Raw genomic sequence first — 20,142 nt, forward strand, 5'->3', positions numbered from 1 at the left:
CCGGGCGCGCCCGGAGGCTACCAGGCAAAGAGAGGGAACTCGCGGGCGAAGCGTTCCACCTGGAGGCGGATGTCTTCGAGCCGGGAGTCGTTATCCAGATTTTCCAAGATTTCCACGATCCATGCCGCCACTTGGCGCATCTCGGCCTCTTTCATGCCGCGGGTGGTGAGCGCAGGCGTGCCGATGCGAATGCCCGAGGTCACGAAGGGCGAGCGGGTGTCGAAGGGGACGGCGTTTTTATTCACCGTGATGCCGGCGCGGTCCAGGGCATGCTCGGCGTCCTTGCCGGTGATCCCCTTGCGGGTGAGATCCACCAGCATGAGGTGGTTGTCCGTGCCGCCGGACACCAGATCGAAACCGGCATCCACCAGCTCCTGGGCCAGGGTTTGGGCATTGGCGATGACCTGGCGCTGGTAGTCCACGAAGGCGGGCTGCAGGGCTTCCAGGAAGGCCACCGCCTTGGCCGCGATGACGTGCATGAGCGGTCCGCCCTGGATGCCGGGGAAGATCTGGGAATTGAGGGCCTTGGCCAGGTCCTCCCCCGCCAGGATCATGCCGCCGCGCGGGCCGCGCAGGGTCTTGTGGGTCGTGGTTGTGGTGATGTGGGCGTGCGGGATGGGCGAGGGGTGCAGCCCTGCGGCTACCAGTCCCGCGATATGGGCCATGTCCACCACCAGCGCCGCGCCGCAGGCATCGGCAATGGCGCGGAAACGGGCGAAGTCGATGGTGCGCGGATAGGCGCTGGCCCCGGCCACGATGACTTTGGGCCGGTGCTCCAGGGCCAGGCGCTCCACTTCGTCGTAGTCGATGCAGCCGGTATCCTGACGCACGCCGTAGGCCACGATCTTGTAGAGCTTGCCGGAGAAGTTCACCGGGCTGCCGTGGGTGAGGTGGCCGCCGTGGGCGAGGTTCATGCCGAGCAGGGTATCCCCTGGGCTCATGAGGGCGAAATAGGCGGCCATGTTGGCCTGGGAGCCGGAGTGGGGCTGGACGTTGGCGTAGCCGGCATGAAAGAGCCGTTTGGCCCGGTCGATGGCCATGTCTTCGGCCATGTCCACGAACTCGCAGCCGCCGTAGTAGCGCTTGCTGGGATAGCCTTCTGCGTACTTGTGGGTCATGACGCTGCCCATGGCCTGACGCACGGCGGCGGAGGTGAAGTTCTCCGAGGCGATGAGTTCGAGTTTGCTGAGCTGGCGGGTGGTCTCCAGCTCAATGGCCTTGGCGATTTGGGGATCTTGACGCAAGAGTTCGTCCATGGCGCATCCTCGTGGGGCAAAAGGTCAGCCGGCGAAGCGGCGGAAAAGGAGAGAGGCGTTGGTGCCGCCAAACCCAAAGGAATTGGACATGCCCACCGTCACCGGCACTTCCCGGGCGGTGTTGGGGGTGTAGTCCAGGTCGCAGTCGGGGTCGGGTTCCTCGTAGTTGATGGTGGGCGGAATGACGCCCGTGGCAAGGCTCATGAGGGTGAAGACCGCCTCGGACCCGCCGGCGGCGCCGAGCAGGTGGCCGATCATGCTCTTGTTGGCGGTGATGGGCATGCGGTAGGCATGGTCGCCGAATACCGTCTTGAGGGCGCGGGTCTCGGTCTTGTCGTTGAGCTTGGTGGAGGTCCCGTGGGCGTTGATGAAGTCCACGTCTTCCGGCGCGATACCCGCTTCGCGTAAGGCCGCTTGCATGGCCTGGGCCATGCCGGTGCCGGACTCCTCCGGGGCGGCGATGTGGTAGGCGTCGTCCGACGCCCCGTAGCCGATGACCTCTCCGTAAATGCGGGCCCCGCGGGCCTTGGCGTGTTCCAGCTCCTCCAGGAGTAAAAAGCCCGCGCCTTCGCCGATGATAAATCCGCTGCGCTGGGCATCAAAGGGGCGGCTCGCCTTGGCGGGTTCGTCGTTTCGGGTGGAAAGCGCCTTCATGGCGTTGAAGCCGGAGACCCCCATGGGCGTGATGGTGGACTCCACCCCGCCGGTGATGCACGCCTTGACCCGGCCCAAGGCCACGTCGGCAAAGGCGTAGCCAATGGCGTGGGTGCTGGAGGCGCAGGCCGAGGTGGTGACCAAGTTGGGCCCCTTGGCGCCGGTGAACATGGCCACTTGGCCTGCGGCCATGTTGGCGATGAGCATGGGGATGTAGAAGGGGGAAACGCGGCGGGGGCCTGCTTGCATGAGCTTGGTGTGGAAGTCTTCGATGGTGGAAAGGCCGCCCAGCCCGCAGCCGAGGATCACCCCTACCTCGGGGGCCAGTTCTTCGGCGATGACCAGGCCCGCATCCTCCATGAGCTGGGCTGCGGCCACGATGGCGATCTGGAGGAAGCGGTCCATGCGCCGAGCTTCTTTGGGATTGATGTAGCGGGAAGGGTCGAACCCTTTGAGTTCAGCAGCGATGCGGGTTTCGAACTCCGAGGCGTCAAAAAGGGTGATCGGGCCCACGCCGCTGACTCCAGCCACCAAATTGGTCCAGCTTTCCTGCAGACTGTTGCCGATGGGAGTCACGGCGGCCATGCCGGTGACGACAACGCGATGTCCAATCATGCTCTTCTCGTAAATGGGCCGGGGATGCCGGCGGAAAAGGGCTGCGGGCGCGTGCGCCCGCAGGGGGTTACTTGGTCTTGGCCGTGATGTAGTTGATGGCGTCCTGGACGGTGGCGATCTTCTGCGCGTCGTCGTCCTCGATTTCGATATCGAATTCCTCTTCCATGGCCATGATGAGTTCCGTGAGGTCCAGGGAGTCCGCCCCGAGGCTCTCCACAAAAGACGATTCGGGCTTTACCTCGTCGATGGAGACACCCAACTGTTCGCTCACGAGTTCTTTGACCTTTGCTTCGATGGACATGTGTTTTCCTCCGCTCTGTGGGGATAATGCGTAGAGTGATGGCAGGAGCTAGAGATACATCCCGCCGTTGACGCCAATGACTTGACCGGTGATGTATGCGGCCGCGTCCGAGAGTAGGAAGGCCGTGGCTTCGGCCACGTCCTGTGCAGTTCCCAGACGGCCCAGGGGGATGCGCGCCTGGTAGGCGTCACGGATCTCCTGGGAGAGCCCGCCTGTCATGTCGGTTTCGATGAAGCCCGGGGCCACGGCGTTGACCGTGATGCCGCGCGGGGCAAGCTCCAAGGCCGCGGATTTGGTGAGCCCGATGAGGCCTGCCTTGGCGGCGCAGTAGTTGGCCTGGCCGGCGTTGCCCATTTGGCCCACCACCGAGGCGATGGAGACGATCCGGCCAAAGCGTTGGCGCATCATGATCTTGGCCGCTTCCTGAAGGAAGACGAAGGCCCCGGTGAGATTCACGCGCAGGACTTCTTCCCAGGCGGCAAGTTTCATGCGTACCAGAAGGCCGTCGCGGGTGATGCCGGCATTGTTGATCAGCGCCGCGAGAAAGACTTTGTCTTTGATTTCTTCAGCGAAAAATTGAGTGATGGCTGTTGGATCCGCGGCGTCCACGCGAAAGCCCCGCACCGGGGCTGGATGCAAGGAGGCGCAGAGTTCTTCCGCCAGCTCTGGTCGGCTGACGTAGGTGAAGTAGACCTGGTAGCCGCGCTCGGCCAGGGCAGTGACAATGGCCTTGCCGATGCCGCGGGTGCCGCCGGTGACCAGCGCGGTGCGGATGGAATCGCTCATGGTATCGTGGGGCTCCTTACAGGAATGAAAAACGAAATATCTTCTACGGCGTCGGGTCTAAAATTGCAACAGGGCCGCGGCCCAGGTAAATCCGCCGCCAAAAGAGGCCAAGAGCACCGTGTCTCCAGGGTGGATGCGGCCGTGGGCTCGGGCTTCGGTCAGGGCGATGGGGATGGACGCCGCCGAGGTGTTGCCAAAGCGGTCCACGTCCACGAAACAGCGCTCCAAGGGGATGTCCAGCTTGCGGGCCACGGCTTCGATGATGCGGATATTGGCCTGGTGCGGGATGAAGAGGTCCACGTCGGATACTGCGAGGCCGTTTTTCGCCAGGATTTCTTGGCTCACCTCGGTCATGAGGCGCACGGCGTACTTGTAGACCTCGCGGCCGTTCATCTCCACGAAATATTCGGGTCCGATGGTGGCGCCGAGGACGGGCGGGCAGGCGGAGCCCCCGCCGCGCACGGTGAGCAGGTCCGCTGCAGCGCCGTCGGCATGGAGGATGACGTCGCGAAGAAGCGGCGCCCCAGGCTTGGCTGCGGCCCGCAGCACCGCGGCCCCGGCCCCGTCCCCGAAGAGGACGCAGGTGGAGCGGTCGGTGAAATTGATGCGTGAAGAGCACACCTCGCTGCCGATCACCAGGACCGTGGCCTCCGGATGCAGCGCGGTGAGCCCCCGTCCCATCTCCAAGGCGTAGAGGAATCCGGAGCAGGCCGCGGCCACATCCATGGCCGGCGCCTGGATGCCCAGCTCCCGCGCCACCAGGCAGGCCGTGGGCGGGACTGCACAGTCTCCTGTGAACGTGGCTACCAGCAGGTGGGTCACTTCGTGCGGGGAAATCGTGGCGTCGGCCAGCGCCATGCGAGCCGCCTGGACCGCCAGGGTGGAGCAGGTCTCTCCGGGTTCCACATGGTAGCGGGTGCGGATGCCCGTGCGGGAGACGATCCATTCGTCACTGGTGTCGACAATGCTTTCGAAATCCGTGTTGCTGATGCATCGGGCTGGGGTGTGCATCCCCAGCCCCCAGAGCCAGGGGGGCTGCATAGGTCCTTCCAGATGTTTAGGAAATCGGAGCTGGATCAGGGGATTTGGTTTTGCTGCTGCGGGAAAAGAGCGCCAGTTCGGTATTGGCCTTGAGCCCTTCCACCAGATGGGCCTTGGCCTGGCGTTTCACGAAGAGCGCCGCCTGCTCCAAGGCCGTGGCGATCGCCCGGGCGTTGGACGCGCCGTGACAGACCATGGCGATTTCGTTGAGCCCAAGGATCGGGGCGCCGCCGTACTCGGCGTAGTCGATCTTCTTGGCGAAGCGCCGGAACGCAGGCATGGCCAGGAGCGCTCCCATGCGCGAGAGCCAGGAACTTCGGATCTCGTTTTTGAGGATGGTGGCCAAGGCCGATCCCAGTCCTTCGCTCAGCTTGAGGGCGATGTTGCCGGTAAACCCGTCGCACACGATGATGTCCGTATCGCCGCGGAAGATGTCCCGGCCTTCCACGTTGCCCACGAAATTGAGGCTGGAGCTTTTGAGTAGGCCGTAGGCCTCTTTGGTGAGGGCGTTGCCTTTCCCTTCCTCCTCGCCGATGCTGAGTATCCCCACCCGTGGATGCGGAATACCCAGCACCGATTCCGCCAAGACTTCAGCCATGAGGCCGAATTGCACCAGGTTGTAGGGCTTGCAGTCGGCATTGGCGCCTACGTCGATGAGCACCGCCGGGTTCTTGAGCGTCGGCAAGATGGTGGCCAAGGCGGGCCGGTCCACTCCGGGAATGCGTCCGAGGATGAACATGCCGCAGGCCAAGGCAGCTCCGGAATTGCCCGCGGTGACCACGCCCTGGGCTTGGCCGTCGCGCACCAGGCGGAAGGCCACCTGCATGGAGCTGTCTTTTTTGCGGCGGAGTACGTCCGAGGGCTTTTCCGCCATGCCCACGGTCTGGGATGCATGGACCACCTCGAGGTGGAGCCCTTGGTGGGGGTGGCGTTGGAGTTCTTCGCCAATGGCGGTTTCGTCCCCCACCAGGATGATGGTGGCGCCGGTGGCGCGGGCGGCCTCAATGGCCCCGGGGACGTTGACCGCCGGGCCCACATCGCCGCCCATGGCGTCCACCGCCAAACGGACGCTACTCGGCATGTGCTTCCTGGGTGCTCACGTACTGCCGACCACGGTACGTGCCACAGCCCGGGCAGATGCAATGGGACAGGGTGGCGCTGCCGCATTCGCAGTACGTGACGTTGGGCACAGGAACCCGGTCGTGGGACCGGCGCATGTTGCGTTTGGACTTGGATGTCTTCTTCTTCGGATTGGGCATGATACACCTCACTTAGGGGTAGAGAATCCGCGGGCGGCAAGGGCCCGCGCCAGGGGTGTTTCCTTGGAGCACTGACACGACTCGTGGTTCTTGTTGACTCCGCACATGGGACACAGCCCCTGGCAGGAGTCGCTGCACAGGACTTGCGCGGGCAGGGCGAGGACGAATTGTTCCCAGAGCATCCCCGCCGCGTCGAGGGCAAATCCCGCATCGAGGGGGCGCAGATGGCTTTCTTCGCCATCATCCTCGTGTATATCTGCAATCGCTTCGAATTCATCGAAAGCGTGGTCGATGGTGAGCACGGCCTCTTCCGCGCAGCGGTCACAGATGGCGCGCACGGCGCCGCGCAGACGCCCGCGGATGAGAAAGCCATCTTTTTGCGGGGTGACGGTGAACACCGCTTCCAGGGGCGTGTGCGCAGCGAAATCCATACCGAACGACCGCCACGTCTCTTGCCAGATCTCTTGATCTGCAAAAGAAAATTCCCGACCATGCGCCGGGAGATCTGTGAGTGCGATCCAGTGTTCGGTCATGCGCCACCTCGGAGCACCGCCTCTACAGGGGGGCGGTTTTCCTTGTCAAGGAATTTTGCTTGCCATCGGTCGTGACCCCGGATATGAGGCCTCTTCTTCGCGCGGTTCACCCGGGACCTTGGTTGGGGCCGGGAGATAATTTTTTATGAGGAGGAAACCATGTCCACGATGTGTGAGATTTGCGGCAAAAAGCCTCAGGTGGGGAACAACGTCAGTCATGCCAACAATAAAACCAAGCGCCGCTTCATGCCCAATCTGCAGACCGTCCGGGCCCAGCTCGCTTCGGGCCAGGTAAAGCGGATGCGGGTGTGCACGCAGTGTATCCGCTCGGGCGCGGTGACCAAACCTGCGGCATAGCCCCTTCCGTACCAGAGGGGCATTTTTGAAGAGACTCTGCTTCCGGGCGGGGTCTTTTTTTTGTTGTTTGGTCGGCAGAAAAACGGAGAAACAAGAAAACCCCGTCCGGAGACGGGGCTTTCTGTTGGTCACACAGGCAGAATGCTACCAGCGCGGACGGCGTTCCCGAAACTCACGTTCGGGACGGGGGCGGGCTTCATTGACCTTGAGCGCCCGGCCACCGAAATCTTTGCCATCCAGGGCGGCAATGGCCTCGTCGGCACCACTGGACATTTCCACGAAACCGAAACCACGGGCGCGGCCGGTTTCCCGGTCGGAAATGAGTTTCACGCTGTCCACTTCACCGTAGGAAGCAAAAAGGGCTTCCACGTCTTGTTCCGTGGCACTCCAGGGCAAATTTCCGACATAGATGTTCTTGGCCATAAACACAGTACTCCTCAAAAAGAAAACGGAAAAAACAACTGCAGGTCGAGAGCTTCGTCGCATGGGAGCGGACGGAAATCTTCTCTTCCTGGCTCCTCAAACCTGCGCCGGACCTGCCCGCTCTCCCTGAGGAGAAGATTGCCGCCAGCGCATGACTATGGCGTCTATGGGGTTTCAGAACCCTTGGCAAGGTATTTTTTCGCTTTTTTGGATTTTCTTTTCCTTATTATGGATCCCGCGCAAAGCGGCGGCGGAAGTCTTCGCCCACATAAGTCAGGCAGGGGACGAGAATCAGGGTGATGGCGGTGGCAAAAAGTACGCCAAACCCCAGGGAAATGGCCATGGGGATGAGAAAGCGCGCCTGGCGGGAGGTTTCGAAAATGAGGGGCATGAGTCCCCCGAAGGTGGTGATGGTGGTCAAAAGCACCGGCCGGAAGCGCTGCAGGGCGGCGTCGGGGATGGCCTGGTCCACGGGGATGCCCAATTTCCGTTTTTCATTGATGGTGTCCACCAGCACCAAGGAGTCGTTGATGACCACGCCGCTCAAGGCAACGATGCCAAAGAGGGAGACCAGACTCAGGCTGTAGCCCATGAGAAGGTGTCCGAGAATGGCGCCCACCAGGCCAAAGGGAATACTCGTCATGATGATGAGCGGTTTCCAGTAGCTGTTGAGGGGGATGGCGAGCATGGCGAAAAGGCCGAGCACGGTGAGCAGCAATCCTGTCATGAGGGCGCGCACGCTTTCGCGCATGTCCGCCTGCTTGCCTTCGAGGCTGAAGGTGAGCCCGGGGTAGCGGGCGAGGATGTCCGGAAGGATGTCTTTCTGTACTGCCGCGACGATGGCCTCGGCGGCGCTGGGCGGGGTGACGTCCGCGGTGACGGTGACCACCCGGCGGCCCTGGCGTCGCTCGATGGTGGTGTCGGCCTGGGATTGGCGTATGGTAGCCACGGCGCGCAGTGGTACGAAGGTCCCTTGCGGGGTGCGCACCATAAAGGTGTCGACGAGTTCCTGAGTGTCGCGTTCTTCCTTGGGGAGGCGCACGCGGACGACCACTTCGTTGCGGCTGCGCTGCTGGCGCAGGGCTTCGGCCCCGTACACGGCCCCGCGCAGCTGTCGGCCCACATCTTGGGCCGTGAGTCCCAGGCGGCGGCCTTCGGGGAGGAGTTGGACTTCGAATTGCGGGTTGCCTTGGGCGAAGCCGTCGTCGATGTCCGAGACTTGGGCAAAACGCCCCAGGGATTGGGCCAGTTCGCGGCTGGCTTGTTCGAGAACCCGAAGGGAGCGGTGGGAGAGCTCGATGCTCAAGGCCGCTCCGGATCCCGGTCCGCCGCGGTCGGCCTCGAAACGAATGGCCTTGATGCCGGGGATGCGGCCGGCGCGTTCCCGCCACAGGCGGGTGAATTCCGCCGTGCCGATGGGGCGGATTTCGGGATCGGTGAGAAAGGCGCGAAGGGATCCGGCATGGCTGCCGCTTGTGGTCCCGGCCTGGGCAAAGACGCCTTCGAGGAGGCGTTCTCCGCCGTGCTCTGCTGCCACGGCTCGGGCCGCGTCTTCGAGGATGCGGGCCACGCGCTGGGTCTCCGTCACCGGGGTGCCCACGGGCAAAGTGAATTCCACGTAGGCGAAGTCCGCTTCCACCTTGGGGAACATGGTCATGCCCATGCGGCCGCTGGCCACGTAGCCGCCTACGGCCATGAGGATGGCCACGGCGACGGCCACTGTGGCGTAGCGGAAGGAGATGGCGGCGCGGAGGACAGGCGGAAAGAAGCGGCGCACGAGTCTTTGAAATCCGCGGTCAAAGGCCTCCTGGGCGCGGTGGATGGGGGCAAGCCAGCGCGGTGCGGTTTTTCCGTGGGCCAGGTGGGCTGGAAGCACGAACAGGCTTTCGATGAGCGAGATGGTAAAGACGGAAAGCACCACCGCCGGGATCACGCGGAATATCTTGCCCATGACTCCGGGGACGAAAAACATGGGGAGAAAGGCGGCCATATTGGTGAGCACGGAAAAAACCACCGGCATGGCCACTTGGCGCACCCCGAGGATGGCGGCTTCCAAGAATCCTTTGCCCCGCTCCCGCCATTGGAAGATGTTTTCGCCCACCACGATGGCGTCGTCCACCACGATGCCCAGGGTGATGATGAACGCAAAAAGCGAGACCATGTTGATGGAAATGTCCATGGCCGGCAGCAGGAGGAAGGACCCCAAAAACGAGATGGGGATGCCCATGCTCACCCAAAAGGCCAGGCGGATTTCCAAAAACAGCGCCAGGAGTACGAATACCAGGAGGAGCCCCTGGGCGCCGTTGCGGATGAGCAGTTCCATACGCTGGCGGAAGACCTTGGAATCGTCGCTGCGGGAAGAGAGCTGGATCCCTGGTGGCAGCGCCGGGGCCACGCGGGCGGCCACCCGGCGCACGGCCTCGGCCACACTCACCGGGGTCTGTTCGCCCACGCGGTAGATGTTGAGGAGCACTGCGGGCTTGCCATTGTAGGACGGGAACTGGTCGGCGTCTTCGAGCCCGTCGGTGATCTTTGCCATTTCGCCCAAGGTGACCACGGCGCCGTCCGCGCTGGTGACGATGGGCAGCGAGGCGAACTGCTGACCAAAATCCCGGCGGTCTTTGAGGCGAAGGATGACGTTTCCTCCTTGGGTCTTGAGGGTGCCGCCAGGGATGTCCACGGCTGCGGTGCTGATGACGCGGGCCACGTCCACGGCGGTCAGTCCGTAACGCCGCAAGGTATTCTGGGGGATTTCCACGGCGATTTCCAGGTCCGGCACGCCGCTGAGTTCCACCTGGGTAATACCGGGATCTTGCAGCAGTTCGTCGCGCACGGTCTCGGCCAGGTCGCGCAGGGCAGGCAGCGGCGCGTCGCCGTAAAGGGCCAGGGTCATGACCTGGCGCTTGCGGGAGTCGATGCGCACGATGGGCCGCTCGGCCTCTTCGGGCCAGGTTTCGATGCGGTCCACCTCGGCCTTGATGTCCTGGTAGAGCCGGTCCACGTCCGCCCCTTCCACGGCCTCGGCGGTGATGACGGCAAGCCCTTGGCTGGCGGTGGAGCGGACTTCCTTGACCCCGTCCACGCCGGAGATGGCATCCTCTACAGCCAGGACGATGCCCTGCTCCACGTCCGCGGGGGTAGCCCCAGGATAGGCGACGCTGACGGATACGGTGTCCAGCGAAAATTCCGGAAAGACTTCCTGCTTGATGCGGGAGCTCATGATGAGCCCGCCCACCAGGCAGACGATCATGATGAGGTTGGCCGTCACCGGGTTTTGGGCCATCCATGCCAGAGGTCCGCGCATGCGCATGGCCTACCTCGCGCTCGCGTTGATGGCGGTGATGGCCATGCCGGGCACCGGCGCGGCAAGGGGTGAGGAAACGATGAATTCGTCCGCAGCGATCCCGTCGACGATGGCATTTTGCGGGTCCGTAAAGAGCACCCGTACCGGGCGGATCTCCAGGGTGCCGTTGGTGGCCAGCCAGACCTGGTCGCCCTCGCGCAGGCTCTCGCGCGGGATGCGGACCCCGTCGATGCTGCGGCCTTGGATGGCGACCTCCACGCTGTCTCCCAAGAGAAACGGCGGCGTGGCCTCCAGGGGGCGGGGCAGGGTGATGCGGACGCGGGCCAGGCGGCCGCCGCTTTCCACCGCAGGGATGAGCCCCGCCACCGCGCCCTGGGCCGTGGATCCGGAAGCGGCCCGGATCTGTACCGGCGCGCCTGGGGCTGCTGGGGGAATGGCGATCCAGGAAAGGTACTCCACGGGGACGCTCGCCTCCACCCAAAAGCGGGTAGCGTCGGTGAGCACGGCGAGCGTCTCTTGGGTGGAGACCGTACTGCCCATGTGCACGTTCTTTTCCTGCACCACCGCGGCAAAGGGGGCGCGCACGCGCGTTCGCTCCAGGTTGAGACGGGCGAGGGCCACATTGGCCTCGGCCTTGCGCACCGCGGCCTGGGCCTCCATCCACTGGGGTTCGCGTAAGGGCAGACGGGGATCCGAGGCGTTATCCCCAAAGGCGAGGCGCTCCCAGTCTTTGCGCGCCACTTGCCGGCGGCCGGCTTCCATTTCCAGGGCGGCCTTGGCCTGGGCGAGCTCCGCCTCTCGCTGGGTGAGCACGGCTTCGTAGTCGCGAGGGTCGATGCGCACGAGTTCTTCCTGGGCAGCGACCACGAGTCCGGGCTCCAGGCGCGGCGAAACCGCCACCACCGCACCGCCCACTTGGGCGCGCAGGGCGATTTGCCGCGCCGGGGTGATGGTCCCCATGGCAGCGATGGTCACGGGCCCGTGGTGCGGCTGGGGGTGGATCACTTCCACACTGGGGGCGAGCGACGCCGGTGGCCGCTGGGGCGGGGCGGGTTTGGTACGCACGAAATATACTGCAGCTCCTGCCCCGAGGGCGAGGGCTACCAGGGCGATGCCGAGCGCCAGCAGCGTGGCGCGGCGGTGAGGACGTGGGTCGGTCATGGGGAATCGATCTCCTGGGCAAAGAGATGCTGCCAGCCGCGGCCAAGGGCCCGCACCAGGGCGATCTGGCGGGCGAGCACCGTGGCGTGCTGGGAGATGAGCGCGCGCTTAAGGTTGTCCGCTTGCGTGCGCGCCGCGGAAACATCGGGGTATTCGGTCATGCCGTGGGCAAAGCGCTCCATGGTGGCGGCAAGGAGCCGCTGGGCGGCTTCAAAGCGCTCTCGGGTACGCTCCCACGAGTCCACGGCGGCCTTCAGTTCGGCCAGGGCGGTGTCTGCTTCGGCCACGGCCTTGGCCACGGTTTGGCCGTAGGTGAGGATGGCCTCTTCCTGGGCGGCTTTGGCGCGGTCTACCTCGGCCATCCGGCGGCCGCCGTCGAGGATGGGGGCTGCAAGCCCGGCCGCCAGGCGCACGAGCCACGTGTCGAAGATGCCGCCAAGGCTCGGCCCTGAGGCGGAAAGTCGGCCTGTGAGGGTGATTTGCGGCAGCAGATCCGCCTTGGCCCGGGCCACATCCAGGCCGGTGGACGCCGCTTGCGTGGCCGTGGCGCGGATGTCGGGTCGCGCCTCCAGGAGATCGGCAGGCAATCCCGCGCGGGGCAGCGGCCAGGGCGCGGGCAAGGCGCTGTGGGTGCTTGTGAGCTCGGCTTCGGGCAGGGCGCAGAGCACGGCGAGCTCGGCTTGGCGTGCCCGCTCGGTGGCGGTGAGCGCGGGAAGGGCGGCGCGGGTTTCCGCCAGGGCCTTGCGCTGGGCCTCCAGGTCCATCAAGGTGGCGGTCCCGGCCAGGTAGCGGTCCGTGAGCGCGGCGAGGAGGGCTTCCTGCTCGTGGATTTGCTGGCGAAGGATGCGCGCCTGGGCGCGGGTCGCCACCAACTCCACCCAGGCGGTGGCGGTCTCGGCAGCCACGGTCATGGCTGCGGTGCGCACCGCCTCTTCGCTTTGAACGACCGCCAGATCCGCCACTTGGGTTTCAGCGTCTACCCGTCCCCAGAGATCCACCTCGTAGCTCGCAAGACCGGTCAGCCCCCAGAGGGGATCGTTGGTGGTGGCAAGCCCAGTGCCGCCGCTGATGCGCCGTTCCGGGGCAAGTTCTGCATCAAGGCCAGGGAAAAGCGCGGCGCGCGCCTTGCGGGCTGCTGCCTGGGCCTGGCGTAATCGCGCACGGGCAATACGCACGTCGTAGCCGTGAGCGAGGGCGCGTTCCATGAGGAGGGTGAGCTCTGTGGCGTTCCACGCCTCCCACCAGCGGATGGGCGCTTCCCACGTGCCTTGAGGGCTGACGTAGGACTGTGGAGTGGTGGGCGGCGGGATCGGTGCCGGCCGAAAGGGGGCGCATGCCGCCCCAACAAGAACAATGAGAGGGAGAAGCACAGCACGCATGACCGCGCCTGTAGTCTTCTCCGAGGTTGGACTGCAAGAGGTTGGCTGTGGTTTTTTTCTTGCTTTGAGAGGGATATATGGGGTAGGCGATACCCAAAGTGTCCAACGGAGTGCCTATGATTTGGGGGGATCCCGCGCCGCTCAGCCCGATTGACGAAGCGACCCTGTTTCGGAACCTCTTCCGGCAGGCAGGTACGGTGATGCTCCTCATCGACTTCGATACCGGCCATATCGTGGGCGCCAACCCTGCGGCGGTGCGCTTTTACGGCTACCCTGCCGAAGAGCTGCAGGGGATGCACATCTCCCGCATCAATATCCTTCCTCCGGAAATTATCCGTCAGCGCATGGAAGAGGCCCGTGCCCGGCAGCGCGGATACTTCGTCTTCCGCCACCGGCTCGCCAGCGGTGAGCTCCGCGACGTGGCGGTGTATTCGGGGCCCGTCGTGGTGCGGGCGAGGACATTCCTCTATTCCGTTGTCCATGACATCACCGAAGAGGTGCGTCTGCGCCGGGAGCGGGAAAGTCTGGCCAAGCGCCTGCGTTCGGCCATGGACGTGGGCCGGGTGGTGGCGTGGGAGCTGCACGAAGATGGACGGATGTACGTCACCTGGCCCAAGGATAGCGTGTATCCGTTGGCGCAGCGGGGCAATCCCTTGGGTTTGGAGGAAGTGGTCGAGTGGTTCGCGGCGCCGTCCCAGGCTGCTTTTGCAGCAGCGGTGCAGGACTGTCTGCTCTACGGCCACCCCTTGAATCTGGAGCTTCGCGACTGTGATGGGCGCTGAGTGCATGTGGCGGGTCTGCGTATGGAGGATGGCGATGGGATTCGGGCCGTGGGCGTCGCCCACGACATCACCGCCATCAAGACTCAGGCCGAGACTGAGCGCTTGCGCCGAAAAGAGGCGGAGTCCGCGGCTCGAGCCAAGGACGAGTTCTTGCGGTTCTTGAGTCATGAGCTGCGCACGCCCCTTTCCGGCCTGGCGGGGCTTTTACGCATGCTCTGCGACGGCGCGGGGGAAACGTGCGACGGCCGCCTCCTCCAGGCCCGCGAGCGGGCGGAGAGCATGCTGCGCCTGCTTTCCGACGCCCTGGACTTGTGCCGTTTGGATGTCGGCCAAATGCCTTTGGTGGACGAGGCTTTTTCGCCGCTGGTGTTGTGTGAATCCCAGGTGATGCTTTTTGGTCCGCAGGCTGAGGCCAAGGGGGTGGACTTGCGGCTTGTCTGCGGCCTGCCTTCCTCGCGGCTGGTGGCGGCCCCCAAGGCGCGTCTGGAGCAGATCCTCTCCAACCTCCTTTCCAACGCGGTGAAATTCACCGATCACGGGGAGATTGTCCTGACCTGCGTGCTGCACGGTACGGAGGATGGCGAGGCGTTGGCTTTCACGGTACAGGACACCGGATGTGGCATCCCTCCGGAATTGCAAGCGCGGCTTTTTGAGCCGTATGCCCAAGGAATATTGGAGACGAAATTGGCGCGGGGCAGCGGCCTTGGTCTCTCCATTATCCACGCTTTGGTCCAGCGCATGGGGGGAACGATCACGGTGGAGAGCGAGGTGAATGCGGGAACGACTTTTCGTGTTGCGGTGCCGGTGCGGCCGGCGGCGCAGGTGGAGTCGGATCTCCAGGAAAGCCCCCAACCCCGCTTCGAGGAAACGTCCTGCGTGGGTTCTGATTCCTGGCACATCCTCGTTGCCGAAGACGATCCCGTCAACCAGATGGTGGCGCGGGCGCTTTTGGAGCGTTTGGGGCACCGCGTGGAGGTCGTCTCCAATGGGGCGGAGGCGGTTGCCGCCGTGACTCGCCAGCGCTTTCACGTGGCGCTGCTCGATGTTTCCATGCCGCAGCTGGACGGCCTTGAGGCGGCGCGGCGCATCCGTCAGATTCAGCCTTCCCTGCCGCTGGTGGCGGTGAGCGCATTTACCAGCGCCGATGATCAGCAGCGGTTTGCCGCGGTCATGGATTTTGTCCTTGCCAAACCGCTCAGCTGTGACGCCCTTGTCCAGGTGTTTGCTCAGGTGGCTTCCCGGCCCGTGGCGTGATGCCTGGCCCAAGCCTGGCCTAAGCGCTGGTCGATGCCGAGGATATGGTCACAGAGCCAGGTCTTGAGGTAGTGGAGCATTTCCGCGGCCAGACCTTCGGTGGCGAGAATGGCGTCGAGGTCGAAGAGTTCGATCTGGTTGATGAACGTCTGGTGCTCCAGGCGGTGCTCGTCCATCTCCGCGTAGTCCATGGCCTCCATGATCCGTTCTTCATCGGCGAAATGGTACTGGGCGTAGTCCGCCAGTTGGGCCACGATGTCCAAGAGCTGCTTATGGGTGGGGCCTGCTTCGACCGTGGCCGCAAGGTCGTTCAGGATGGCGATGAGCTTTTGGTGCTGTTCGTCCACGCTGGGGATGCCGGTGGCGAAATGGGGCTCCCACTCTACGGGAAAGGACTGGAGCATACGTTCTCCTTGAGTGAATGGCGTCTGGAGTCCAAAGACACCACTTTTATGCGTCAGGAGCGGGGTTTTGGCAACCATCGGCGCGGGGGTTCTTTGGGGAGCACGCGCCGGGGCGGTCCAGCCGGACTGCCGCGTAGCGCATGATGGGCTTTTCGCCTGCGAGGGCGGCCTCGGCGGCTTCGGCAAGGGCGCCCATTTCATCTTCCCCGGGAAAGATCATGACCGGCGCGAGGAACGCCACCTGCCGGCGGATCCCTTCCACCACCGGGGCGCAGGCCGCAAGCCCGCCCGTGAGGACGATGGCGTCCACTCGTCCTTGGAGCACCACGGCCATGGCCCCGATTTCTTTGGCCACCTGGTAGGCCATGGCCTCCAGTACCTGGGCGGCCTGGGTATCCCCGGCTTCCATGCGGGAAGCCGCTTCCTGGGCGTTGTTGGTCCCAAGGTAGGCCGCAAGGCCGCCGCCGCCCACTATCTTGCGCCGGATGGTCTCTACGGGGAGTCCTTCGGCGCACCAGGCAAGCACCCCGGCCACGGGCAAGCCGCCGCTGCGCTCGGGGGAAAAGGGGCCGTCGCCGTCCAGGGCGTTATTTACGTCCACCACGCGGCCATGGCGGTGCGCGGCCACGGAGATGCCGCCGCCCAGATGCGCCACCACCAGACGCAGCGCATCTGGGGACTTGCCGAGCGTGGCTGCCGCACGCCGGGCCACGGCCTTGTGGTTGAGCGCGTGGAAGATGCTGCGGCGTACGATGTCCGGGTGGCCGGAGAAGCGTGCGACGGAGTCCATCTCATCCACCACCACCGGATCGGCGGTGAGCACCGGCACCCCTTCCGGGGCCAGCCTCCGGGCGATGATGGCCCCGAGGTTGGAGGCATGGGCGCCGAAGCGGCAGGAGCGCAGGTCCTCCAGCATGGCGTCGTCCACGGCGAGGACACCGCTGGGAACCGGCGCCATGAGCCCGCCGCGGGCCATGAAGGCATCCACGCCCTCCAGGGCCACGCCTTGGTCCATAAGCCATTGGCGCACCAGGGACTCTCGCCATGGGGCCTGATCCATGAGGGACGCAAAGGCGCGCAGAGTGGCGCTGTCGTGGCGCAGTGTCTCCAGGGCTGCTGGCGTGGTGCCCGCAAAGACGCCCAGTTTGGTGGACGTGGATCCAGGATTGATGACTACGATGCGCATGGGGTGTTTCCGGTGCTCAAAAGGATGCCCAAGGCCATGGAGTTGATCTTGGTCTCGTGGGAGTCGCCGCGCGAGTTGAGCAGCACGGGGGCCTTGGCCCCCAGGACCACGCCGGCGGAGGCGGCGCGGGAAAAGTACATGAGGCTCTTATAGAGGATGTTGCCTGCGGCAAGGTTTGGGGCAAGCAGGATGTCCGCGCGGCCGGCCAGGGGATCGCTGGGGAGCTTTTTGGCCGCGGATCTCGGGTCCACGGCCACGTCCAGGGCATAGGGGCCGCCTACCCGACAGCCGGGAAGCTCGCCGGCGGCGTTCATGGCCACCAGGCTCGCGGCGTCCTGGGTGCAGCGCATCTTGGGGTGCACCTTTTCCGACTCGCACAGTACCCCGACAATGGGATCATCCATGCCCAGGGTCTGGGCCACGGTGAGGGCGTTGGCAATGATGGCCGCCTTGGTGGCAAGATCCGGTTCGATGATCATGGCGGCGTCGGTGAGTAGATACAGGCGGTTGGTGCCCGGGATGTCCATGACCACGGTATGGCTGACGGTGCGCGGGGTGCGCAGGCCGCTTTTTTTGTCGAGGACGGCACGCAGCAGCACCGCGGAATCCACAAAGCCCTTGAGCACGATGTCTGCCGTGCCCTCGGCCACCAGGCGTACGGCCGCCTCGGCGCAGTGCGTTTCGTCTTCGGCGTGGAGGATGGGGATATGCTCCAGGGAAAGGCCGATCTCCTCTGTCAGGCGGCGGATGATGGGGGCGTTGCCCACCAAGACAAAGCGGGCGAGGCTCAGGGCGCACGCCCCGGCCACGGCACGCAATACTTCGGTGTCATGCGCCCCGGCCACGGCAATGGTGCGGGTGGGGCGACGTCGGGCTTCTTCGCGAATCTCCGCAAGGGATGTGAACATACGGGCCTCCGTGGCGCACCCCCTTAGGCCACGCACCTCGAAGAGGCAAGCAGCGCCACTTGTCAGTCAGGGGGTGAAACAGTACCGGCCGAATGTTCGTGGCGTCGACCTCTGTGGAAACCCTATTGGCGTATGGAGCGCATACATGACCCTTGCCACTTGGCTGCCTTTTGTGGCCGCGAGTATCGTCTTTAGCTTGAGTCCTGGATCCGGTGCCATCTCCACGCTGGGCGTGAGCCTTGCCCAAGGCGGGCGGGCGGCGCTCTGGAATATTGTTGGCCTGGAGCTTGGCCTGGGGGTGCATATCGTGGTGGTGGGCGCAGGGCTGGGGATGCTGGTTGCTGCTTCGGCCACGGCCTTTGGCGTGCTCAAATGGGTGGGCGCGGCCTACCTGGTGTGGCTCGGTATCCAGAAATGGCGGGAGACGCCGGCGGCGTTGGGAGGTGTGGACGCGGCGCCTCGCGCTGGGGCGATGGTGCGCCGGGCCGTGCTCATCAACCTCACCAACCCCAAGAGCATGGTCTTTTTGGCGGCGTTTTTTCCGCAGTTTCTCCACTACGAGCAGCCGCTTCTGCCCCAGTATCTCCTGCTCGGGGGAACCATCTTGGCCGTGGATGCCCTGGTCATGGCCGGGTACGCCTTGGCCGCGGCCCGGGTGCGCTGCATATTGGCGCAGCCGCGGGCCATGGTACGGGCCAATCGGGTGCTGGGGGCGCTCTTTATGAGCGCAGGTGCGGCGCTTGCTTCCGCCCGGGCCGCCTAGCGGCTCGGGTGCCGGGGCCCAGAACGGGCGTTGTTTTTGGGAAAAGGCGGCCGGGGCCGAGGCCGGGCTTTGCGAAAGAGGACGCGGCCTTCTTGGGAGCGGTGGGCCAGGACTTTTTCGGCGTCGGTAAAGGGCAGGGACACGAAGGCGCAGGTGTCGAGGATTTCGATGTCTCCCACCCGGCGCGGCTCCACACCACAGACGTCGCTCAGGTAGGCCACCAGGCGTCGGGGCGTCAGTCCGTCCCGGCGGCCTTGGCTGACCACCAATCGGGTCTTGCCGGTGCGGTCAGGCCCCAGTTCTTGAAGTTCCCGGTAGCGGCCGGGGTCGAGCTCGGTGCCAAAGGCGTGCTGGAGCACGGCGGCCAGCGCGGTTTCTGGATCGCTTTGCGCAAGGATCCGGGCGGCCATGAGCCGCATCTGCGGGTCGATGTCCTGATCCATGGCGCTGCGCACCTCGGATTCGATGCGGCTGCGCTTGGCTTCCAATACCTCGGCCACCTTGGGGAGCTTGCCCTTGCGGATGGAGGTGCGGGCAAGCTTTTGGATCCACTGCAGCCGTCGGTATTCGGAGGGCGTGACAAAGGTGATGGCGATGCCGCTTTTACCGGCGCGGCCGGTGCGCCCCACACGGTGCACGTAGGCTTCGGGATCCCCGGGCAGGTCGAAGTTGATGACGTGGGTCAGATCCTGCACGTCGATGCCGCGGGCGGCCACGTCTGTGGCCACGAGGATGCGCGAATGGCGCTTTTTGAAGGCGTCGAGGATTTTTTCCCGCTGCGCTTGGCCGAGATCTCCATGCAGGGCGCGGGCGTCGTAGCCCCGCTCTTCCAGGCGGGTGGCGATGGCGTCGGCGTCCACTTTGGTGCGGCAAAAGACCAGACCGTAGAAGTCTTCCTCCATGTCGATGATGCGGCACAGGGCCTCGAATTTGTCCGCTGCAGCTACTTCAAAGGCGATTTGATCCGTGGCGCTGGCGGTGAGGCTCGTGCTCTCGGCGCGCAAGGTCACGAATTCGTTCATGGTGCGCCGGGCCACGGCCAGGATTTCCCGCGGCATGGTGGCGGAAAAGAGCAGGGTACGCTTGGCCGGGGTGGTGTGGGAGAGAATTTCTTCCACATCGTCGAGAAAGCCCATGCTCATCATCTCATCGGCCTCGTCGAGCACGGCGAAGGAGAGCAGGGAGAGATCCAGGCTCCCCCGACGCAGATGGTCCAGGATACGGCCCGGGGTGCCGGCGACGATGGAGACACCTCGGCGCAGGGCCCGGAGCTGCAGCCCCATGGACTGGCCGCCGTAGATGGGGGCGATGGAGATGCGTGGATCCGGGCGCAGGGAAGAGAGCTCTTCGGCCACCTGGATGGCAAGCTCTCGGGTAGGGGTGAGAATGAGCGCCTGTACGTGGGGTGCAGCAGGATCGAGCATCTGGAGGATGGGAATCCCGTAGGCCGCGGTCTTGCCGGTGCCGGTTTGAGCTTGGGCGAGGACGTCGCGGGTGTCGTTCAAAATCGCGGGGATGGTTTGGGCTTGGATGGGCGTGGGTTCTTCGAACCCTTTGCGGAGCACGGCCGTGAGCACGGCATCGGAGAGGCCTAGAGTGGCAAATGTGGGCATAGCAACCTGTGTGGGGAAAAAGTGCAAGAGAGACTCGGCAAAACCGGGAGGGGACTTCAGGACAGGGACGCAAGCGCAGGCCGCAGCGTCTTTACGCTTCGTAGACGCTTCCGTAGGAGGGGGCAAGGAAAAAGTTGCGCTCTCGGCTTGAGGCGTTGTTGGG

At 64.7% G+C, this 20,142-nt stretch carries 20 protein-coding genes; 4 read left to right on the top strand and 16 right to left on the bottom strand.

Features of this window, described 5'->3' with window-relative positions:
* Positions 1 to 17 precede the first annotated feature (17 nt).
* From glyA to BR00_RS10195, 8 genes are all read right to left on the bottom strand, one after another.
* On the bottom strand, positions 18 to 1,256 hold the full coding sequence (gene glyA, locus BR00_RS10160) for a serine hydroxymethyltransferase (protein WP_496477487.1): 1,239 nt from the start codon (positions 1,254 to 1,256) through the stop codon (positions 18 to 20).
* A gap of 24 nt (positions 1,257 to 1,280) precedes the next feature.
* A complete protein-coding gene (gene fabF, locus BR00_RS10165) occupies positions 1,281 to 2,525 on the bottom strand; it encodes a beta-ketoacyl-ACP synthase II (RefSeq protein WP_496477488.1) in 1,245 nt (414 codons plus the stop codon).
* A 67-nt stretch (positions 2,526 to 2,592) separates the two neighbouring features.
* A complete protein-coding gene (acpP, locus tag BR00_RS10170) occupies positions 2,593 to 2,826 on the bottom strand; it encodes an acyl carrier protein (protein ID WP_496477489.1) in 234 nt (77 codons plus the stop codon).
* 48 nt (positions 2,827 to 2,874) lie between these two features.
* Positions 2,875 to 3,612: a 3-oxoacyl-[acyl-carrier-protein] reductase gene (gene fabG, locus BR00_RS10175; RefSeq protein ID WP_496477490.1), complete on the bottom strand. Its 738-nt coding sequence runs from the start codon at positions 3,610 to 3,612 to the stop codon at positions 2,875 to 2,877.
* 57 nt (positions 3,613 to 3,669) lie between these two features.
* Complete coding sequence (locus BR00_RS10180) at positions 3,670 to 4,653, bottom strand: beta-ketoacyl-ACP synthase III (RefSeq protein ID WP_496477491.1); 984 nt, start codon at positions 4,651 to 4,653, stop codon at positions 3,670 to 3,672.
* Between the two features lie 16 nt (positions 4,654 to 4,669).
* Positions 4,670 to 5,734 (bottom strand): phosphate acyltransferase PlsX, encoded by a 1,065-nt coding sequence (plsX, locus tag BR00_RS10185; protein ID WP_496477492.1) that lies wholly within the window; start codon positions 5,732 to 5,734, stop codon positions 4,670 to 4,672.
* A complete protein-coding gene (gene rpmF / locus BR00_RS10190) occupies positions 5,724 to 5,912 on the bottom strand; it encodes a 50S ribosomal protein L32 (RefSeq protein ID WP_496477493.1) in 189 nt (62 codons plus the stop codon). Before rpmF ends, plsX begins: the two co-directional genes overlap by 11 nt.
* Positions 5,913 to 5,920: 8 nt before the next feature.
* Positions 5,921 to 6,445, bottom strand: coding sequence for a YceD family protein (locus tag BR00_RS10195; RefSeq protein WP_496477494.1), 525 nt, complete (start codon positions 6,443 to 6,445; stop codon positions 5,921 to 5,923).
* Between the two features lie 159 nt (positions 6,446 to 6,604).
* Between BR00_RS10195 and rpmB the strand changes: the two genes are divergently transcribed.
* The gene (gene rpmB / locus BR00_RS10200; RefSeq protein WP_281752409.1) at positions 6,605 to 6,802 is read left to right on the top strand and encodes a 50S ribosomal protein L28; all 198 of its coding nucleotides are present in this window, start codon (positions 6,605 to 6,607) and stop codon (positions 6,800 to 6,802) included.
* Between the two features lie 144 nt (positions 6,803 to 6,946).
* On the opposite strand, the gene rbp is transcribed toward rpmB, so the two are convergent.
* The 4 genes from rbp to BR00_RS10220 form a co-directional block, all read right to left on the bottom strand.
* Positions 6,947 to 7,225, bottom strand: coding sequence for an RNA-binding regulator (rbp, locus tag BR00_RS10205; protein ID WP_496477495.1), 279 nt, complete (start codon positions 7,223 to 7,225; stop codon positions 6,947 to 6,949).
* Between the two features lie 226 nt (positions 7,226 to 7,451).
* A complete protein-coding gene (locus BR00_RS10210) occupies positions 7,452 to 10,535 on the bottom strand; it encodes an efflux RND transporter permease subunit (RefSeq protein ID WP_496477496.1) in 3,084 nt (1,027 codons plus the stop codon).
* Between the two features lie 3 nt (positions 10,536 to 10,538).
* Positions 10,539 to 11,690 (bottom strand): efflux RND transporter periplasmic adaptor subunit, encoded by a 1,152-nt coding sequence (locus BR00_RS10215; RefSeq protein WP_496477497.1) that lies wholly within the window; start codon positions 11,688 to 11,690, stop codon positions 10,539 to 10,541.
* A complete protein-coding gene (locus BR00_RS10220; protein WP_496477498.1) occupies positions 11,687 to 13,069 on the bottom strand; it encodes an efflux transporter outer membrane subunit in 1,383 nt (460 codons plus the stop codon). The genes BR00_RS10215 and BR00_RS10220 overlap by 4 nt, the downstream gene beginning before the upstream one ends.
* A 116-nt stretch (positions 13,070 to 13,185) precedes the next feature.
* On the opposite strand from BR00_RS10220, the gene BR00_RS10225 reads away from it, so the two are divergent.
* Both BR00_RS10225 and BR00_RS10230 read left to right on the top strand, forming a co-directional pair.
* On the top strand, positions 13,186 to 13,851 hold the full coding sequence (locus tag BR00_RS10225) for a PAS domain S-box protein (RefSeq protein WP_496477499.1): 666 nt from the start codon (positions 13,186 to 13,188) through the stop codon (positions 13,849 to 13,851).
* Between the two features lie 21 nt (positions 13,852 to 13,872).
* Positions 13,873 to 15,105 (top strand): ATP-binding protein, encoded by a 1,233-nt coding sequence (locus BR00_RS10230; RefSeq protein ID WP_496477500.1) that lies wholly within the window; start codon positions 13,873 to 13,875, stop codon positions 15,103 to 15,105.
* Here the strand turns inward: BR00_RS10230 and BR00_RS10235 are convergent.
* From BR00_RS10235 to BR00_RS10245, 3 genes are read right to left on the bottom strand one after another with little or no spacing between them, the layout of a single operon-like run.
* Complete coding sequence (locus BR00_RS10235; protein WP_496477501.1) at positions 15,078 to 15,509, bottom strand: bacteriohemerythrin; 432 nt, start codon at positions 15,507 to 15,509, stop codon at positions 15,078 to 15,080. The two genes, BR00_RS10230 and BR00_RS10235, sit on opposite strands and share 28 nt — an antisense overlap.
* 46 nt (positions 15,510 to 15,555) lie before the next feature.
* Positions 15,556 to 16,695: a butyrate kinase gene (gene buk / locus BR00_RS10240; protein ID WP_496477502.1), complete on the bottom strand. Its 1,140-nt coding sequence runs from the start codon at positions 16,693 to 16,695 to the stop codon at positions 15,556 to 15,558.
* Positions 16,683 to 17,603 (bottom strand): phosphate acyltransferase, encoded by a 921-nt coding sequence (locus BR00_RS10245; protein WP_496477503.1) that lies wholly within the window; start codon positions 17,601 to 17,603, stop codon positions 16,683 to 16,685. The genes buk and BR00_RS10245 overlap by 13 nt, the downstream gene beginning before the upstream one ends.
* Positions 17,604 to 17,748: 145 nt before the next feature.
* Here BR00_RS10245 and rhtB point away from each other — a divergent pair, with 145 nt between their 5' ends.
* Entirely contained in the window at positions 17,749 to 18,366 is a 618-nt protein-coding gene (rhtB, locus tag BR00_RS10250) for a homoserine/homoserine lactone efflux protein (protein ID WP_496477504.1), read from the top strand.
* Here rhtB and BR00_RS10255 read toward each other — a convergent pair.
* Positions 18,363 to 19,979 (bottom strand): DEAD/DEAH box helicase, encoded by a 1,617-nt coding sequence (locus BR00_RS10255; protein WP_496477505.1) that lies wholly within the window; start codon positions 19,977 to 19,979, stop codon positions 18,363 to 18,365. The genes rhtB and BR00_RS10255 overlap by 4 nt on opposite strands.
* Positions 19,980 to 20,142: the final 163 nt, after the last annotated feature.

The sequence above is a fragment of the Thermodesulfomicrobium thermophilum DSM 16697 genome (assembly GCF_059568695.1).

Excerpts from the sequence above, each read along its gene's own strand:
- glyA (WP_496477487.1), bottom strand. The coding sequence starts at position 1,256 with ATGGACGAACTCTTGCGTCAAGATCCCCAAATCGCCAAGGCCATTGAG.
- fabF (WP_496477488.1), bottom strand. The coding sequence starts at position 2,525 with ATGATTGGACATCGCGTTGTCGTCACCGGCATGGCCGCCGTGACTCCC.
- acpP (WP_496477489.1), bottom strand. The coding sequence starts at position 2,826 with ATGTCCATCGAAGCAAAGGTCAAAGAACTCGTGAGCGAACAGTTGGGT.
- fabG (WP_496477490.1), bottom strand. The coding sequence starts at position 3,612 with ATGAGCGATTCCATCCGCACCGCGCTGGTCACCGGCGGCACCCGCGGC.
- BR00_RS10180 (WP_496477491.1), bottom strand. The coding sequence starts at position 4,653 with ATGCAGCCCCCCTGGCTCTGGGGGCTGGGGATGCACACCCCAGCCCGA.
- plsX (WP_496477492.1), bottom strand. The coding sequence starts at position 5,734 with ATGCCGAGTAGCGTCCGTTTGGCGGTGGACGCCATGGGCGGCGATGTG.
- rpmF (WP_496477493.1), bottom strand. The coding sequence starts at position 5,912 with ATGCCCAATCCGAAGAAGAAGACATCCAAGTCCAAACGCAACATGCGC.
- BR00_RS10195 (WP_496477494.1), bottom strand. The coding sequence starts at position 6,445 with ATGACCGAACACTGGATCGCACTCACAGATCTCCCGGCGCATGGTCGG.
- rpmB (WP_281752409.1), top strand. The coding sequence starts at position 6,605 with ATGTCCACGATGTGTGAGATTTGCGGCAAAAAGCCTCAGGTGGGGAAC.
- rbp (WP_496477495.1), bottom strand. The coding sequence starts at position 7,225 with ATGGCCAAGAACATCTATGTCGGAAATTTGCCCTGGAGTGCCACGGAA.
- BR00_RS10210 (WP_496477496.1), bottom strand. The coding sequence starts at position 10,535 with ATGCGCATGCGCGGACCTCTGGCATGGATGGCCCAAAACCCGGTGACG.
- BR00_RS10215 (WP_496477497.1), bottom strand. The coding sequence starts at position 11,690 with ATGACCGACCCACGTCCTCACCGCCGCGCCACGCTGCTGGCGCTCGGC.
- BR00_RS10220 (WP_496477498.1), bottom strand. The coding sequence starts at position 13,069 with ATGCGTGCTGTGCTTCTCCCTCTCATTGTTCTTGTTGGGGCGGCATGC.
- BR00_RS10225 (WP_496477499.1), top strand. The coding sequence starts at position 13,186 with ATGATTTGGGGGGATCCCGCGCCGCTCAGCCCGATTGACGAAGCGACC.
- BR00_RS10230 (WP_496477500.1), top strand. The coding sequence starts at position 13,873 with ATGGAGGATGGCGATGGGATTCGGGCCGTGGGCGTCGCCCACGACATC.
- BR00_RS10235 (WP_496477501.1), bottom strand. The coding sequence starts at position 15,509 with ATGCTCCAGTCCTTTCCCGTAGAGTGGGAGCCCCATTTCGCCACCGGC.
- buk (WP_496477502.1), bottom strand. The coding sequence starts at position 16,695 with ATGCGCATCGTAGTCATCAATCCTGGATCCACGTCCACCAAACTGGGC.
- BR00_RS10245 (WP_496477503.1), bottom strand. The coding sequence starts at position 17,603 with ATGTTCACATCCCTTGCGGAGATTCGCGAAGAAGCCCGACGTCGCCCC.
- rhtB (WP_496477504.1), top strand. The coding sequence starts at position 17,749 with ATGACCCTTGCCACTTGGCTGCCTTTTGTGGCCGCGAGTATCGTCTTT.
- BR00_RS10255 (WP_496477505.1), bottom strand. The coding sequence starts at position 19,979 with ATGCCCACATTTGCCACTCTAGGCCTCTCCGATGCCGTGCTCACGGCC.